This is a genomic window from Paenibacillus tundrae (assembly GCF_030812775.1).
GTDB classification, from domain to species: domain Bacteria; phylum Bacillota; class Bacilli; order Paenibacillales; family Paenibacillaceae; genus Paenibacillus; species Paenibacillus tundrae_A.
In genome coordinates this window covers 197,592-213,171 of record NZ_JAUSTI010000004.1, presented here as the reverse complement: position 1 = coordinate 213,171, position 15,580 = coordinate 197,592, and the positions used below count along the sequence as shown (strand labels likewise).

Below are 15,580 nucleotides of genomic sequence, written 5' to 3'. Positions count from 1 at the left end.
CTAATTCCTCCTACATATTCATCATCATAAAAGCAGGTGCCCCAATCATCACAACGATTGTAAAAAATATCAGTACCATTGGAAACACAAGTTTGGAAGAAGCCTGCTCTCCCTTCGCCCGACTAACAGCCTTACGTTTCTCCCACAACACATGCGAAAGATCCCGTAGCGCCAATACAAAGTCACCTCCCCCACGCCGAAAATTAAGTAGCACGGTTGTTGTGAAAATCGTTACTTCCTGTACTCCACAGCGCCGGCTGAACTGCTCGAACGACTGTTGAAACGAATAACCGTTATTCAAATCGTGGACTGTCTTCCTCAGCTCGTTGTATAATGGATGATCTCGTTCCCCCTGACTGGCAACGCAATGCATAATGGCACGTTGTACCGTCTCTCCAGCACCAACCAATAAAACAATTCGATTAAGTAGCTCCGGTAATTCCACCAGAATATCCTGATCTCTGCGTTGCACCTTACTGCTGAGATCCTTATATAGCGCAAATGGTAGGAGAGCACCGAGCACTGTACCGCCTGCCAATCCACCAATGCCTATATCCCCAACAAGGGACAACAAACACCCCACCAATAACATCAGCCATGTATACGTCAGCATCTCAGCACTATAGAGCAACGTTTTCTCTCCACTGTGCTGTATGCCATACATCTTCTGAATGGCATGTTGCATACGGAACATCACAACAGGCAATCGACGTCCCACCTCAAACTTATCCAATAGAAACAAGAATGGAGCGTGCAGTTTCTTGAATCGTAATCCTTCCATCTCCAGCTTGCGTAAATGGCGGTAGGTCTGTCCTTGGGTACGATCCAGTATCAGCCATCCAATCCCGAGCATTCCTCCGAATATGGCGGGAAGTAGCATCGTTTCAACTCCTTATCATGTAGTCCGTATTCAGCCAGCCCTCGTAATCAAAAGTGTCAATCCCTATACTTTGATATCCATAATTCGTGTAATCCATAGATAACAGCAGGCAAGCAGTGCTAAAGCGCCTGTGGAGATTAGATATCCCATGCCGCTATATAGAGGTTCCATAAAGTCCTTTGCAGTTAAATTAAGAAAAATAAGAAATATAAATGGTGCAGCAAACATTGCCTTGGATTCAAACTTTTTCTGTGCTATAGCGACCATAATATCCTGCTGAATATCTAGCTTTTCTCCGATGACCGAAGACGTTCTCCGGACAACTTCGACTAGATCCCCACCTGTTCGTTTGCACGTAATAAACACGTCGGCAAAATTAGTAATGTCTTCAACCTGTGCTCGATCAGAAAAGTCCTGCAACGCTTCTTCAATAGGCTGTCCATACTCCATCCGCGTCCGCAGAATCGTAAATTCCCGAATAAGATCCGTATCTGCTTCAGGGTTTAACATACGTAAATCTTCAACGGATTCCTTAAATCCATTCTCAACCGATTTTCCGGCAGCCAGCGCAGAAGACAATGCATACAATGCCTGTTTGAAATGTAGACTGAGCGTCGTTCTCCTTCGTTCCAACAACACCTTAGTCCAATGCTTAGGCACCCAAATACACCCTGTAGCCAAGATGATGCCAGCCAACCAGTGATGATAGAATAGAATCCCGATGCCGAAAAATAACAATCCACTGATCAACATGCAGGTAACTCGCTGTCTCCGGGATAGCGTGAATACGGTGTAATCAGTCAATGCTTGTCTAGCTTCCGCCAACACTAATCACCTTCCAAACAATATAAAATATCTAATTAACGTTGTTATCCGCAAATTCATTCTTCAGCGAATGATGTTCCTTTGTTCGTTCTATGTATTCTTCAAACCAATCCCCCAAGCCAGCCATCTGAATTTTGTCGATTCGACTCAGCATGCCAACCTGTATCAGTCCCCCGATGATCTTGCCTTCACGTTCTTCTTGCTCATGGAATCGAAACAAAGGGTTAAGCAACACTTCCCCGTTCTCTATACCCATAACCTCACTAATCTCCGTTACTCTACGTGATCGATCACGAAGTCTGGACAAATGCACAAAGATATCAATTGCCGAGCTAATCTGCTGCCGCACAACAGCAATCGGAAGATCTGCACCACTAAGAACCATGGTTTCCAGCCTGCTGATCATATCGCGAATATTGTTGGCATGCCCAGTGCTCAAGCTACCATCATGTCCTGTATTCATGGCTTGCAACATATCTAACGCCTCTGCACCCCGAACCTCACCTATGACAATACGATTGGGTCTCATCCGCAAGGAAGACTTGATTAAATCCCGAATCGATATTTCACCCTTACCTTCGGTGTTGGCATTACGTGTCTCCATAGATACAAGGTTAGGTACAGTCACGATCTGTAGCTCTGCCGAATCTTCAATCGTAATAATCCGCTCATCAGCCGGAATGAACTGAGATAATGCATTAAGGAACGTCGTTTTCCCTGAACCCGTACCGCCCCCGATAAAAATATTGTGTTTACTACGTACCAACTGTTGTAATAATTCAGCCGCCTCTTCATGTAGGGCGCCCTTCTGAATCAGATCCAACATCGTTAGCGGTTCACTTGGAAATTTACGAATCGTCATCGTAGGCCCTTTCAATGCGATGGGCGGCAATACGATATTGACACGTGAACCATCCTTAAGCCTGGCATCAACGATAGGACAAGACTCGTTAACAATTCGGTTTACCCCGGACACAATCATCTGGATGATATCCTCCAGCCGTTCCTTGGATTCGAATTCAAGTGTAATCCGGCTAACTTCACCTGCTTGCTCTACAAATATCTCCCTATGGCTATTAATCATAATCTCCGTAATATCGGGATGATCCACAAGCGGCTGTAATATATCTAGCCCACGGAAGGAGTCATATAACCGTTGTACCAACGTATGTCGCTCTCCAGATGTCAGGTCATGCAGGTTCGGATCAGAGAGCACTTTCCGCTCAATTCCCTGCCATAACTCCTCGTCTCCTGCGGATGAGGTGAGATCTAGTCCAGCCCTTACTTCCTGACGCATATGCTGGAACAATTCTTCCCGGTTTAGATCATTAAGGGATGAGTCTGTCATTAGCGTCCTCCCACTCCCTGGTGAATTCGACCTGTCTGCGTTAGCTCTTCCTCCCCATTCTGGATCAGCAGCGCGCATAGCCTTTTCACTTCTCGCTGAAAGATCGGTGAGCTAAGCAATACTTCCTCCTGACTAATCTGCCTCCAGGATGGAATATATGGCAATACGGCATCTAGATGCAGGTCAGGTCTTGGCGTCGCATTCACAACACTGTCCCGATACTTGTTCACGACGAATCGTGCACGATCCATTACACTATCAATCCAGTTCGGCTTCACCCGTTCAGCGTACTGTATCCATTGCCCCCAGCGATGCATCGCAGCAATATCATCTTCTACGAGCCATACGAATGAATCTGCTGTTTCGATGATCCCTTCACTGCGTCCATCCCAACCTGAATCTCCATCTAGAATAATGACGTCGTATTGTCTACATTGGATCAGGTGTTGAATGAGATTAGCTGTGTCCTCCTTGGACATTTGCAACAACTCTTTGCGATTGGATAGAGGCCAGAATACATCGGACTTCAATCCCTCATGACGGAGGACATAATGATCTACACCTTTGGACTGCGGTTGCGACTGTCCCGCTTTTCCTGTCTCTTTCCGGCTCACTTTCAGATCGTATAACAGTCGAGACAGCCCCGTTTCGGCATCAGGCTGACGCTGTAGGCTTCGGGTTAGACCTTTCTCAAGGAAAGGTTGCGTACTGTCCAACGTCTCCAGGTTAAGGTAAAGCACAGCATATCCAGCCAGTCCTAACTGCTTCGCCATATGCAGAGCAACTGCTGTCTTCCCACTTCCACCTGAGGCAGATATGACTCCGATGGAAAGGGTGTCCTGTCCCGGTCGATGCGTTTTCTTACGACGTGGCTGACGGCATGCGTTCATTACCGCATCTAGCAAAAAGGGCAGAGGTTGATATTTCATCAACTGTTTATCTTCATGCACCTCATCATTCCCCTCACTTAGCATTAACCATGGAATGCCTGAGGTGTCCCCACCATTACTGAGCCACGCGTTCAGCAGTTCCGGCTCCGCAATGACCAGATCGGGTATCTCTCGCTCCCCCTGTCCATACATATGTTCCCTGAATGGCTCCCATTGTGAAAAAGCCGTAAATCGCAAACCAGAGCCTACTGAGCCCCCCTGTGCAAAATCTAACCAGGCGCTGATATACTCTCGATCTTTTGAAGCAAGCACTACTTTCAGAACAATCAATGTACGCCCCTCCCCGCAAAAAAAAGCACAAAAAAGCACCGTCCAATAACTGCATGAGCATGCAGCATATGGACGGTGCTTCCGTCACGTGCTATGAATGTATGGATAATATATCATACAATTTCTGGGGGAGCAAGAGATTTATACAAATGTGCCTATGGCATAATTCGCCTAAACCTCACGCACTCGTTGCAGACATCTATCCGATAATCCATATTAGGAATTATACAACGCGCCAAATTCAATAATGTTACGATCCGGATCAAGCACAAAAATCTGTGCAAAGCCAGCCACACTATCTGGTCTCGCTTCGTATTCAATGCCTTGCTTCGTGAGCCAGTCTATTGTTTCCTGATAGCTTGTAACCCAGATGGCAAAATGTCCATCCGTCGTATCAATCCCCGCTTCACGCAGCGTATGCCCTTCTGGATGCTGCAGCAAATGCAGCTGCTGACTTCCAATGGCGTACCATACGCCTGTAGAACGAAAAGGCGGACGTTCAATCTCCTGCATCTGCAGTAGTCCGGAGTAGAATTGCTTCGCAATCTCCAGATCGCGTACAGCCAGACTAACATGATGTAAATGTGCATATTGAATCATTACTGAATCCCCTCTCTTGAGATACTGTCCAAGCTAGTTCACGTTAAACGTTTACATAAATTCTACTATACTTCTCTGATCCATGACTAGAAAAGATAGACATAAACAAAAAACATGCCTTACACAGCGTGTGCAAACATCATGTTTACACACAGAACTGTATTAAGACATGCCTTTGAGTTATAACCGTGTAGTTCAGAGATAACGACTACTCACTACTTTGCATCCAGCAAGATTACTTCGCGCTATCTAATGCTTCTTGTGGAACTTTGATCTCTTCTACTTGATCATGGTTGGAGAAGGTTGAGTTCATCTTCATATCCATAGTTACTTTTTGTCCATTCTGCTCCATCTCCATTACCATAGTTACATCGGTAGCTGCTGGCAGATATGTCTCTTTGTTAACCATGTACTTCATCTTCATGCTCGTAATGTTCATTTGCTCCAACATTGCTTGAGTCTGAGCATCTGATCCATTTTGTTCCATGACGGATTTGGCCAATTCTTTCACGTTATCACCCGATACGTCAGCGTTGATCACATAATTGTCGCCCTCTTCTGTAATCTTCGTATCTTCAGCGATTTTCTTGAACTGATCCAGTTCGGCTTCCGGATTCATACTTGCTTGCATCTGTTCAATCAATGCCTTGGTTTGATCCTCAGGAATTGTAACCCACTGGTCGCCGACTTGGGAGTAGATATTATCCGAAGTAATATATTGCTTCACATTCTGCGCTTCCTGTCCTGCCATTTCGACCTTCATCTCTTGATAGATCATCATTGGATCTTTGATGATATCCATCTTCATCGATGTTTTAACCTCTTGATCCTGGGACTGGTCACCAGCCTCAAGCTTCAGATTTTGGTCGATCGTTGCATCTGTTGTGAAGCTCTTCATCGCTTTGGTTGCTTCATTTGTTTTGTTAATTAACTCATCTAGCGTAGGAACTGCTGCCGTCTCCTGCTGTTCAGTCGCTGTACCTTCGTTCGTTGCTTCATTGGTTGATTCGTTGTTTGCTGGCGGCGTTGCAGCACTGTTATCTGTATCGTTTCCGCATGCAGCCAAGCTGATAGATAATAACGCCCCGATAATTAATGTCGTCCACTTCTTCAAGTTGATTTCCTCCCAAAATAAATATAATCCTTATTGATTACCCAGTTTTTCCCGTTATTAATCATGTATTATAAATATCCGCGTTTAAAAAAATGGCTTTCAGTACCGAGAAGATGGGGTGAAGCTAGAAATGGAGTAGCGGAGCGAAGGCAAACCTAAGTGAGCAACTACAATGTTTCCGAAGGAAACAAACTTCGTAAGCCTCGACTTATTTCGGCTGAATTCCATATTCGATGCTGATGATGCCAACAGGCATCATTCGTAATCAAAAGCAATCTTTTTAAACTACCTTATAAGAAACGTTCTTTGATCTCTGGTGTCGGCAACATACAAGCCTCATCCTTACCAAACCACTTATAACGATTGCGAGCAACCAGATTATATACAGCATTACGTATGAATTTGGGAACAATGATTAACCCATATAACAATGGGTATGGGAAAGTGAGGCCTTTGGCTAAGCGAAGCGCTGCCGTAGAACGCGTATAATAAACGCCATCTTCAATAAGTACAAATGTATCCATCTGATCTGGCGAAAGATTGCCCTTACGTAGTAATTCCTTTGCAATATCGGACTGCAGTGATGCAAAATGATATTTGCCTTCCGGATCACGCTTAATAATCCATTTGGTAATACCCTGGCAGAAATGGCATACGCCATCCACGAGCACAATGGGGTGTCCTTGATGCTGATCGATGTCATTAGCTGTCATAATGGAGGCCTCCTCAAGTTGATGATGTTAGAGTAATTTACCCATTTTATACTATGTTCAACTAGGCTGTACCCTAAATCTAGCAACACTAAATCGTACAAATTCAAACCTAACACCTTCAATGAAGGAATAAAACAATAGAAAAAGAGCGTAGGCTCGGTGCCTACGCTCGTATCTGTCTGGGTGATTCACCCGAAATCAGACGGAATTAGTTTTGAGTTACTTCAGCAAGTCCTTTGTCCACCCATTGCTCATCGATCATTTGGTGATGCAGATCTTCTGACCACTGATCCATACATTTACAAATGAAATCTTTGCGGCATACTGGACAAGGTGTTTTTTGCAGACGACTGATATGAGTCAACTTCCATTCTGGGGAACGGGAGTAGAACACACGACACTGTGTACCATCTTCGAGTTTTACTGTAAACTCATACAATCCGTCTTTTTCGTTTTGGCTAGCTACTTGCAATTGTGCAATTTTCGGTCTATAAGACATGGATATCACCTGTCAATTCAAATTTGGTTCATGCAATGATACTTCTCAGTACTAAGTCATATTAAAGAAATTTCAGGCCCATGTCAACTCAAGTAGCTACGCCTGAACTGGAATATTCCGGAACACTCCCCTACAATCAACCTTTTGTGATCTTATCCTCCAAACAAAATATCCAGAATCGTCCCTACCTGTCCTTGTTTTTTACCCTTGAGCACATCCGGGTTAAACACTTCTACATACCCACAGGAAGTACACGTGATGAACAAATAATGATTATGCTGAATATCAAATACTTTGCTTAAACCCGCTCCCGACATCGACACTTCCTTAATATCACAATCGGTTCCTCGGCATTTTGTACATACAAACCGACGTTCGATCATCTCTTCAATACTCATTTTTGCGTTCCCCCTTTTTTTAGGATAGCTCACATGAATTAAGAGTATAATTTATGTAAAAGAGTACGCTCCTGACCCTATAATCTCCTGCACCATCCGTTAATTTAATGAAAGAGATTATGCAGAAAGGTATTGAAATCGAAAACCCTGCCGATTACCAGCAGGGCTTGTCTTATGCAACAGATATCAAGGTTATCTGTTTCTATAGGTCAATTCTTTTCCTAATAAGTAGTGGTTATACTACATTCAATACAACGTCAATATTGCCACGAGTTGCTTTGGAGTATGGGCAGAAATCATGAGCTTTACGAGCGAGATCCTCTGCTTGACTGTGATCCACTCCCGGCATACTTACATCGAGACGCACAGACAGTTGGAATCCATCATCCGCAGGGTCTTTACCAATGGATACATTACTCGTTACAACTACGTTCTCCAGCTTCACACCTGCTTTGCGCGCTACGTTAGCTAGTGCACTCTCATAACATGCCCCATATCCGGCTGCAAAGAGTTGTTCAGGGTTCGTTCCCTCACCACCGGAGCCACCTAGTTCTTTAGGCATTTTCAGATCATGCTGAAGTACGCCGTCCGAAGAAGTTACCGAGCCTGTACGTCCACCTTTAACCGTTGCTGTTGCTGTATATAAAGCTTCCATTAGAATCTCTCCTTCACTTTGTTTTTTTGTTGCCTACAATTCATTTTAAACTTCTGGCTCATTTTGAAACGCTGTTGGATTCATATTCAGCTTGTACATCTTTCTCATTTTCATGCAGATAACGCTCAGAGGCTGTATTTTTTGATCAATGGGTAATATACAGAGGATTACGATGAAGATATGATCTTATTTTGTGCCGGCACATAAAAGTTGCACTAGACAAAAATTATTGAAGGAGTACAATGTAAGAATAAACATAAAAATTTAGATATATCACATATCGCATATTGTCTCATTATTATTTCATTATTATTTCAAAGTCAGGTGATTATTGTATGAGTAAAAGAAATCCGTTTAACACTCCTTCCAGAGAATCGCTATCCACGGCTGGAATGGCTCCTTCCCTTGGGGAAGCTCACAGCTCCATGAAGGTTCCTCAGAACGCAGCTTGGTGGAAAAAGTTCCTCGCTTTTGTTGGCCCGGGATACTTGGTAGCTGTCGGATATATGGATCCCGGCAACTGGGCAACAGATATCGCAGGTGGTTCACAGTTTGGTTATACACTACTGTCTGTTATTCTAATCTCGAATCTGATGGCTGTTGTGCTGCAATCACTCGCGGGTAAGCTCGGGATCGTCACAGGACGCGATCTGGCTCAAGCCTGTCGTGAACGCTTCAGTATGCCGGTGGTTATTATGCTCTGGGTACTCTGCGAACTTGCCATTGCAGCCACCGATCTCGCGGAAGTTATTGGTTCCGCTATTGCCTTGAAGCTGCTGTTCAACATTCCGATGTTATACGGCGTTATTATTACAGCTGTAGACGTACTATTGATCTTAGTGTTACAGAATAAAGGCTTCCGGGCGCTCGAAACCCTTGTCATTGTGCTTATGGCGACTATCGCCCTTTGTTTCGGTATTGATTTATTTTTGGCAAAACCCGATATGGGCGGAGTGCTTCACGGTTTTGTACCTAGCACTGAAATTCTACAGAACCCGGCTATGCTCTACATCGCGATTGGTATTATTGGAGCTACCGTTATGCCGCATAATTTGTATCTGCATTCCTCCATTGTGCAGACACGTCAGATCGAACAGACACCGCAGGGTAAAAAAGAAGCCATTCGTTATACAACGATGGATTCTACGATTGCACTTACACTCGCGCTGTTCATCAACGCAGCGATCTTGATCGTATCTGCGGCAGTATTCCATAGTGCTGGTATGACACAGGTTGCCGAGATTGCAGATGCTTACCATCTGCTCACACCTCTGCTCGGTACCACTGTTGCAAGTGTTCTGTTCGGCGTTGCTTTATTGGCATCAGGTCAGAACTCGACACTTACTGGTACTCTGGCGGGACAGATTGTTATGGAAGGGTTCCTTAACATTCGTATTCCTGCATGGCTGCGACGTCTAGTCACTCGCCTGATTGCAATCATTCCTGCCGTCATTGTGACGGCTATTGCAGGAGAGCATGGAACAGAAGAACTTCTGATCCTAAGCCAAGTTGTACTTTCCTTACAACTTCCTTTTGCGGTTATTCCGTTGGTCATGTTTACAAGTGATAAGAAGAGTATGGGTGCATTCGCTAACAAACTATGGTTGAAAATTACGTCCTGGATCATTGCCGCAGTCATCGTTGTCCTGAATGTGTACCTCATTATTCAGACCATCGCGCTGTTTTAATTCAATTAAAAGAGCCGACTCATCCAAGTGAAATGTTCACTTGAAATGGGTCGGCTCTTTTTTAATCCTTTTCTAGAAGGATATGCTCTAGTATAGGGGCATCAGCTATAAATCTTATTTTGGAGTATATATCTCCTATTCTTGATCTGGTAACAGCAAAGGAAGAAGCTGTTCTAGATTATCAATTGTCCAATCCGGGTGATCCTGATCTTCAAGCTCAGGCTGGAACCGTCCATACCCCTGTAAAATGCGTATCGTTCGCATGCCAAGCTTCTTCGCCGGAACGATGTCATTATCGATGCGATCTCCGATCATCACCGCCTCCTCCGCCTTGCATCCCGCCTGCTTCAATGCCACTGCATACAGTTCACGATCAGGCTTGGACACTCCTTCTTCAGCAGAACAAGCAAGTACATTCACATACTTACGCAAACCGTAACGCTCTAGCCGTTCCTCCGTACCCGGACTCTGATTAGCAATGATGCCAATTCGATAATATTGTGACAGTGATTTCAGCACTGAACCAGCACACGCATAGGGTTGCTCAAGCTCTTTGCGAAACTTCAATTTAGCCTGGATCTGCTCTCGATGCTGTTCATCGCTAATCAACGTACGTATCGCCACTTTCATTGGCCACGCCTCGTAGTTTCGGTAACAGGTGACAAATATCTCCCGTACAGTCTCGATCTGCACCGGATATCCAAGCGCACAGGCTTCTCTCACGAACTGACCGATAATATCGTCTACAGGCTCCCATTCGTCCACTAGCGTATCTCCTACATCGAAGAACAACCATTTTAACCCACGTACATCCGGCACAACTATTCCTCCTTATCTTGCTGCATCCCCTAAACAATAAAAAAGAAGACCCACTTCATGCATGAGTCTCCTCAAAATTCCGTTTACCATTTGTCCATAAGTATAATGATCTATTGGTTCAATTATATCAGGCACCTGACAAGGGAGCAATCATCGGTTGCGACATCAACCGTTAAGCAGGAAGCCCACTTCTCCGTTTAATGAATAGACAATCCGATCGGCTCCCATGCCACGATAAATTCCTTTTGGATGGCTCTGTTCTGTAATTACACACAGTGACTTGGATGTCCATGAACGACAGATCTGCAAATAACGGCAGGTCAAGTTCAGACTATTCTCAAAAATAAAAACATTGCCTACACTACTCTGAGGCAAGAACCATTTTTCAGCTGCAGCCGTGTTCATGCGAATGACATGCTCTACCCCGAACTTCCGGAGTTTCCGCTCTTCCCCTGCACTGTTGGTCAGAACGGCAAACGGCATTTTTTTGTACATCAATAGTTTGATAAATTTGCGCCCCGCTTCGTTCGGAGCAGTTACTAAAATCATCTCATTATCCATCATTCGTTCCTCCCTTGGCGTGAAAAGACAACAAAAAAGAAGCGTGGGGGACCAAGGCCTCCCGGACGCTTCTTAAAGAATCCATGGCAAAAACACCATGAACCAGCGTACGGCTTGTTGCCTCTCCCTTTAACGCTTACGAGGTTAGCTGACGGATTCGGGCGCGAGAGTCGCCCTATTTCCGGCTGTTACCGGAAAATTCACCCCATGGATCCATACCGTCCTAGAACAGCGCATCCTGTTGGTTCCCCCGTTTTCCACCCATGAATGAATGGAAACTCAGCGATTAAAACATCGTTCTTACATCATGACTGATTAGATCGATATTATCGTTTGTTTCGTTTTTTCATGTACAATAGAAATTAAATTAGAAATTACGATATGAATCATACACTGAGGTCATGTTGATGTAAAGTCTACATAGATCACCGAATCGACGGATTTATGCCGTTTCAACCCAATGATATCGCTTACAACATATTTTTGCTTCATCCAACTCCACGAAGCTCTCTAATTCTCTTGATCACAGAAATCATCTATCTATTTGTCCATCCAGTGACCGATTCAAGGTCAAAAAACGCGAAAACTATAATTACTCCATATTAAGTTTTGCATTATTTAATTGCAACCAATATAATAAATATATACGAAAAAGGAATCATTCATTCGATATAGGAGGCGATTTTCATGACCGTATATGAATACAAAGTTAATACCCTTCGAGGCCAAGAACAAGAAATGTCTCAATACCGGAACAAAGTACTGCTTATTGTGAATACAGCTAGTAAGTGTGGATTGACACCACAATTCGAAGGGCTGCAAGAGCTGTACAATAAATTCAAAGATCGTAATTTTGAAGTTCTCGGATTCCCGAGCAATCAGTTTGCACAGGAAAAAGGCTCATCCGATGATATTGCTGAGTTCTGCCAAATGAACTATGGTGTAAGCTTCCCTATGTTTGAGAAAATCGATGTCAACGGATCGAACGCTCATCCCCTGTTCCAGCATCTCACCAAAGAGGCTCCAGGTCTACTCGGCTCCAAAGCAATCAAATGGAATTTCACTAAATTCCTCGTGGATCAGGACGGACGTGTCGTAAAGCGTTACGCACCCAAAACAACTCCTGATCAGATTGAAGCTGACATCGAGAAATTATTAAAAAAATAATTGAACAACCAACAGCCATCTCACTGGAGACCCCAGCATTAAGCAGGAACTCTCTAGTCGGTGGCTTTTTTTGCACTCAAGAGCTTATTTTGGCATAAGAGCTTAAGATATACATTAGAGTGTTCTGTTGAGAGGAGTGATGCGGTATGAAAAAAGCACTTACTGCAATGGTTCGGAGAAAGGGTTCAAGATCGTCGTAGAGGACGAGATCCTCTGCGAATTCGAAATTCGGAAAGAATTAAGGGTGAGCATCGATTTACAACCTGTGACTATTCTAATGGTACAAGGATTATGATTGGATATCGGCCAGACAATCAGATCGCCGGGACGTTATATGAATCGTTAGGATTCATGCAAGTAAATAGAGAGGTTATCGATGGCGAAATCGTACGTTCGCTTCAAATCGATCAGTCTTAATAAGTTAGAATAAAATAAAAACAGTAGAAACAAAAAAAAGCTTCCGAGTTCGGAAGCTTCTTCTGTCTTGCATTATGATGCGGTCGAGAGGACTCGAACCTCCACGGGCATACGCCCACTACCCCCTCAAGATAGCGTGTCTGCCATTCCACCACGACCGCATGTCGTAAATTATCGGCAACAAAAATGATTATACTGGGTTTCATTATAAAAGTAAAGCACTTTTTAAAATCAGCTTTTTCACACGATAATTCCCCCTCTAACTGCATGAATCGTCATACTTCCACAGCAGTTGCATACCCTTAAGTTCGACCTATTTTTATAGTTCATTTACCCTTGATAAGCTTCAATGAGCAAGCCAATGGAATAACCACTAACATTACTTTTACTACTTCTCTTCCAATGATAAGATTATCACATACACCCCAATACATAACAAATAACGTAATTATAACTAACACATAAAGAAATTAACGCAAAATTAACAAGATTTAATTGACAAAAAGCGGATAATTATGTGAATATATATATCATATAATTCGGATACAAACTCATAAACAGCTCCAAAACGAAATAAAATGTTATATATAATAACATTTAACGAACATAGGAGGCGAAAGATCGTGAACCGTGGGAATAAGCTGCTCGATTATGTCAAACTGCTTGATCCCTCTATTCAAGTCGGAGGGTTCACTCATTCATTCGGCATGGATGCACTCATAGCAGAAGGTTCAATCCGCAATGTAGCAGACCTGGAATCATTCATGCGTTGTCAATTACATCCGAGCATTGTGCGCCTGGAAGGAATGGCGATTAAGGGAGTCTACAGTGCAGCGGATCAGAAGGACACATGGCGAACAGCGCTTATTGACAAACTAGTCCACGTCCAGCGAACCCCTCCAGATCTCAGGGAACACTCCCCCGCTATGGGCAAACGGTTAATCAAGCTCGCGCAAGCCCTCCATCCCTGGATCGACTTTAGAAAACTCGAGCACACCCTGTCCACCTATAATTCAGTTGGATGCCTATCCACTGTTCACGCCTGGATTAACCACTACCTCGACATCCCCGTCGAGGAGGCGGTTCTCGGTTATCTCCACTCAGCCTCAAACGCATGCATAACGGAAGCCTCGAAAGCCATCCCCCTTGATCGTCAAAACATACAGGAACTGCTGGTTCACCTAACCACAGACCTGGAGCACGAATGGAATACCGTCAGCGCCTCCGTTGCGGATGAAGCAGCACAAGCAACAGCGACGTCTATGAAGTCACTATTCCCAAGCTTCCACATGCTTGGTGCAGGGTTACACGCATTCAAAGCATAGCTACGTACCACGAACCCTCCCGCAACACACACCTCTCCAATTGAACAAAAACACGCCGCAATTCCTTTGCTGGCGTGTTTTTGTTGTTATTCATATATGGATGAATTTGCGAATTTACGTCATTTTAAATCAAAAAATACACTTATTTCCGTCTTTTTTAATTGTTACATGACGTAATAACGTATATAATGAAATATACAGCGCGCATCTCCCTACATTCTACCCGAAGTAGGAGCGACTGAATACTACTTTTAACCTAGGGGTGAACCCTTTTGAACAAAAAGAAACCCGTGACCCCATTCGGATGGGCCATCAAACGCCGTTTAACCGAACTCCAGATGGATCAGAAGACCTTTTGCGAACTACACGACATCCCACCATACCGTCTATCCAACCTAATTCACGGCACACGCAAGGCTACCCGATTCCGGAATCAGGTCGCAGATATTTTACAAATTCCAGACGATCTCCGTTAGCAGAGCACCATGTCTTATTCGCCAACTGACCACAAGGAGGGTTTCATGCAATGAGTTACTTAACAACTGATCTAGAGAAACTATCTTATCAATTTATGCGCCACCAGCTCATTATCGTAGATAACAACTGGATCATTCGTAGCTGCAACAACGCTTGGCGACAAGGACTTGGTCAAACGTGCAACTTTACACACTTACCTGCGTTCTTTTATTCCGAATCCGGCACACTGCCTTATCTCAATCTACTAGAGGTATGGACGTCACCTGAACGAGATCATCAGAGCAATAAGACGATCCAGCGACTTAAAAACATCCGAACACCATTTGACAGCAACCATACATACGACATTGCGATACGCCTTCCCAATTCGAAACAGAGGTGGTTCCGCTTAGAACTCACCCCCTTACCAACAACAGAATCACCATGCAGCTCTGAACTCGCCTTAATCGCCCACACTGATGTCACAGAACAGAAACAGGCCGAGCAGCAACTTCAACAAGCATTATCGGAGGTACGTACACTACGCGGACTTCTCCCTATATGTGCCGTATGTAAACAAATCAAGGATGAACAGGACACATGGAACTCCGTCGAGAGTTATCTCCGAAAGCACACCCACGCCGAGTTCACCCATGACATTTGTCCAGATTGCATCCGCAGACTGTACCCACAATATTCCGGTATTCTCGGGTAGTGTTAGATGAACTCTAACCCTGTTAGTGCCGAAGGCTGTATGCCTTCGGACGATTCATCCCGAGAAGTACACTTCACCCCCTCAAACACTCACTCCTCCCTGATCCTCATCCCCAACCCCCACCTTTTTTTTCACGCCATATTGTCACACATCAACCAACCCAACTATCCCAGCCCCTGG

17 protein-coding genes, 1 tRNA gene and 1 riboswitch are annotated in these 15,580 nt (G+C 44.2%); of the genes, 5 read left to right on the top strand and 13 right to left on the bottom strand.

All coding sequences use genetic code 11. The annotated features are described in order from the left end of the window. Nucleotides 1-10 precede the first annotated feature (10 nt). The 10 genes from J2T19_RS09195 to J2T19_RS09150 form a co-directional block, all read right to left on the bottom strand. Entirely contained in the window at nt 11-880 is an 870-nt protein-coding gene (locus J2T19_RS09195) for a type II secretion system F family protein (protein WP_307214944.1), read from the bottom strand. Between the two features lie 63 nt (nt 881-943). Beyond that, the gene (locus tag J2T19_RS09190; protein ID WP_307214942.1) at nt 944-1,705 is read right to left on the bottom strand and encodes a type II secretion system F family protein; all 762 of its coding nucleotides are present in this window, start codon (nt 1,703-1,705) and stop codon (nt 944-946) included. Between the two features lie 31 nt (nt 1,706-1,736). Beyond that, nucleotides 1,737-3,053: a TadA family conjugal transfer-associated ATPase gene (locus tag J2T19_RS09185; RefSeq protein ID WP_307214940.1), complete on the bottom strand. Its 1,317-nt coding sequence runs from the start codon at nt 3,051-3,053 to the stop codon at nt 1,737-1,739. After that, nucleotides 3,053-4,273 (bottom strand): P-loop NTPase family protein, encoded by a 1,221-nt coding sequence (locus J2T19_RS09180; protein ID WP_307214938.1) that lies wholly within the window; start codon nt 4,271-4,273, stop codon nt 3,053-3,055. Before J2T19_RS09180 ends, J2T19_RS09185 begins: the two co-directional genes overlap by 1 nt. A 216-nt stretch (nt 4,274-4,489) precedes the next feature. Continuing rightward, nucleotides 4,490-4,873 carry a VOC family protein gene (locus tag J2T19_RS09175; RefSeq protein ID WP_307214936.1) on the bottom strand — a complete coding sequence of 128 codons (384 nt, stop codon included), beginning with the start codon at nt 4,871-4,873 and terminating at the stop codon, nt 4,490-4,492. 235 nt (nt 4,874-5,108) lie between these two features. Continuing rightward, nucleotides 5,109-5,987, bottom strand: coding sequence for a DUF6612 family protein (locus tag J2T19_RS09170; RefSeq protein WP_307214934.1), 879 nt, complete (start codon nt 5,985-5,987; stop codon nt 5,109-5,111). Between the two features lie 290 nt (nt 5,988-6,277). Continuing rightward, the gene (locus J2T19_RS09165) at nt 6,278-6,700 is read right to left on the bottom strand and encodes a thiol-disulfide oxidoreductase DCC family protein (protein WP_307214932.1); all 423 of its coding nucleotides are present in this window, start codon (nt 6,698-6,700) and stop codon (nt 6,278-6,280) included. 208 nt (nt 6,701-6,908) lie between these two features. Then, entirely contained in the window at nt 6,909-7,199 is a 291-nt protein-coding gene (locus J2T19_RS09160) for a hypothetical protein (protein ID WP_307214929.1), read from the bottom strand. A gap of 152 nt (nt 7,200-7,351) precedes the next feature. Beyond that, entirely contained in the window at nt 7,352-7,597 is a 246-nt protein-coding gene (locus tag J2T19_RS09155) for a zinc ribbon domain-containing protein (protein WP_145050536.1), read from the bottom strand. 235 nt (nt 7,598-7,832) lie between these two features. Then, nucleotides 7,833-8,252, bottom strand: coding sequence for an organic hydroperoxide resistance protein (locus J2T19_RS09150; protein ID WP_056699592.1), 420 nt, complete (start codon nt 8,250-8,252; stop codon nt 7,833-7,835). Between the two features lie 392 nt (nt 8,253-8,644). Here J2T19_RS09150 and J2T19_RS09145 point away from each other — a divergent pair, with 392 nt between their 5' ends. After that, the gene (locus J2T19_RS09145; RefSeq protein WP_239290803.1) at nt 8,645-9,940 is read left to right on the top strand and encodes an Nramp family divalent metal transporter; all 1,296 of its coding nucleotides are present in this window, start codon (nt 8,645-8,647) and stop codon (nt 9,938-9,940) included. A 135-nt stretch (nt 9,941-10,075) separates the two neighbouring features. On the opposite strand, the gene J2T19_RS09140 is transcribed toward J2T19_RS09145, so the two are convergent. Beyond that, nucleotides 10,076-10,759, bottom strand: coding sequence for an HAD family hydrolase (locus J2T19_RS09140; protein WP_307214925.1), 684 nt, complete (start codon nt 10,757-10,759; stop codon nt 10,076-10,078). A gap of 165 nt (nt 10,760-10,924) precedes the next feature. Further along, nucleotides 10,925-11,320 carry a hypothetical protein gene (locus J2T19_RS09135; RefSeq protein WP_056699596.1) on the bottom strand — a complete coding sequence of 132 codons (396 nt, stop codon included), beginning with the start codon at nt 11,318-11,320 and terminating at the stop codon, nt 10,925-10,927. Nucleotides 11,321-11,438: 118 nt separating this feature from the next. Beyond that, nucleotides 11,439-11,615, bottom strand: a riboswitch (cyclic di-AMP (ydaO/yuaA leader). A 392-nt stretch (nt 11,616-12,007) separates the two neighbouring features. On the opposite strand from J2T19_RS09135, the gene J2T19_RS09130 reads away from it, so the two are divergent. Beyond that, on the top strand, nt 12,008-12,487 hold the full coding sequence (locus J2T19_RS09130) for a glutathione peroxidase (RefSeq protein WP_145050530.1): 480 nt from the start codon (nt 12,008-12,010) through the stop codon (nt 12,485-12,487). Between the two features lie 495 nt (nt 12,488-12,982). Here J2T19_RS09130 and J2T19_RS09125 read toward each other — a convergent pair. Then, nucleotides 12,983-13,065: transfer RNA gene (locus J2T19_RS09125), tRNA-Leu, on the bottom strand. Nucleotides 13,066-13,527: 462 nt separating this feature from the next. On the opposite strand from J2T19_RS09125, the gene J2T19_RS09120 reads away from it, so the two are divergent. The 3 genes from J2T19_RS09120 to J2T19_RS09110 all read left to right on the top strand — a co-directional run bounded on the left by J2T19_RS09120 (nt 13,528) and on the right by J2T19_RS09110 (nt 15,400). Beyond that, nucleotides 13,528-14,229: an urease accessory protein UreF gene (locus tag J2T19_RS09120; RefSeq protein ID WP_307214922.1), complete on the top strand. Its 702-nt coding sequence runs from the start codon at nt 13,528-13,530 to the stop codon at nt 14,227-14,229. 272 nt (nt 14,230-14,501) lie between these two features. Beyond that, nucleotides 14,502-14,705 carry an XRE family transcriptional regulator gene (locus J2T19_RS09115; RefSeq protein WP_307214920.1) on the top strand — a complete coding sequence of 68 codons (204 nt, stop codon included), beginning with the start codon at nt 14,502-14,504 and terminating at the stop codon, nt 14,703-14,705. 50 nt (nt 14,706-14,755) lie between these two features. Beyond that, nucleotides 14,756-15,400 carry a hypothetical protein gene (locus J2T19_RS09110; RefSeq protein ID WP_307214917.1) on the top strand — a complete coding sequence of 215 codons (645 nt, stop codon included), beginning with the start codon at nt 14,756-14,758 and terminating at the stop codon, nt 15,398-15,400. Nucleotides 15,401-15,580 lie beyond the last annotated feature (180 nt).